This window comes from Protofrankia sp. CiP1_Cm_nod2 (genome assembly GCF_920664355.1).
Taxonomy (GTDB): Bacteria; Actinomycetota; Actinomycetes; order Frankiales; family Frankiaceae; genus Protofrankia.
In genome coordinates, this window is sequence record NZ_CAKKTL010000116.1 from 15,071 (window position 1) to 16,339 (window position 1,269).

General features: G+C 61.5%; 1 protein-coding gene. It reads left to right on the forward strand.

Going from position 1 to position 1,269, the window contains the following annotated elements; all coding sequences use genetic code 11:
- The first annotated feature begins 411 nt into the window (after nt 1–411).
- Entirely contained in the window at nt 412–1,146 is a 735-nt protein-coding gene (locus tag NBW84_RS14165; RefSeq protein ID WP_250285198.1) for a toll/interleukin-1 receptor domain-containing protein, read from the forward strand.
- The last annotated feature ends 123 nt before the right edge of the window (nt 1,147–1,269 follow it).

Genomic DNA, 1,269 nt, shown 5'->3' on the forward strand with positions numbered 1-1,269 from the left:
GGTCAGAACGGGTGCGCCGCCAGGGACTTGAACCCCGAACCCGCAGATTAAGAGTAGCAAGCGGACCGTCCGCCGATGTCCGTGGGCGTCCACCGTGTCGGCGTGACCTGCGCTCGCCGTCCACCGGTGTTCGTACTCGTCCGCCAACGTCCGCCGGCTTGGGTACAGCAGTGGGTACACCTGGACAGATCCCCACGTGTCGCTGAGATCAACATTACGAGCTTGGGAAACCTGTGAGTGACCGTTGCCGACCTGGGTTCGCATGTTCCGGCCCACTTCGCGGCGGTTCGATACCCGCCGTAGCTCCCCGTTCTGACCCGATTGTCACCGATGCCACGGACATACGAACGGCATGGCCGGCGCCCGTCGGCCACTTCCTGGCGCGTTGGGCGGTGATGGCATGCTTGACGGGTGGTCGACGGGGGTGACACGGGGGGCAATCCGCACTTCTTCGTGTCGTACACCCAGACGGATCGGGCGTGGGCGGAGTGGATCGCTTGGACGTTGGAAGATGCGGGTTACCGGGTGTTAATCCAGGCGTGGGATTTCGCGCCGGGGTCGAACTGGGTGTCGGGGATGCAGGAGGGTGTGATGCGGGCAGCGCGGACGATCGCGGTGCTGTCGGCGGACTATGCCCGGTCGGTGTACGGGGCGGCGGAGTGGCAGGCAGCGTGGGCGGCAGATCCGGCCGGGCAGGCCCGCAAGCTACTGGCGGTTCGGGTAACCGATTGTGATCGTCCGGAGTTATTGAACCAGATTGTCTCGATCGACCTGTTCGGGGTCGGCGAGGCGGCGGCGCGAGCGGAGTTGCTGCGGGCGGCTGGACTGGCGGTGTCGGGCGAGCGGGGCAAGCCGGTGTCAGCGCCGCCGTTCCCACCGATGCTGCGAGCTATCACAGGGCCGGTGTCGTTTCCGAGTGGGTTACCGACGGTGTCGTCGGAACCGTGGCCGCAGAACCCAAATCTCACTGGCCAAGGTGGTCTACTCAATGGCTCCTGGGCGCGGGACATAAAGGAACTCTACGAGGTACGCGAATATATTGATCGAACCGTACTTATTGAGTTTCAGCGCCGAATTCTCGAAACCCGCTTTCGCTCTCCCAATGAACAAGGTGACAGTATACATGTAGGAGATTTGAGTGAGTGAGCCGAGTCGGATTGGAGTATTCGATCAGATTTTGCTATTGACTAATAAAGCTGTCCGTCTGGTAAAGGTGGGTAGATTCAACGAAGCACTAGATTCCGCTTTGGAAGTAGAACGGCTTCTTAA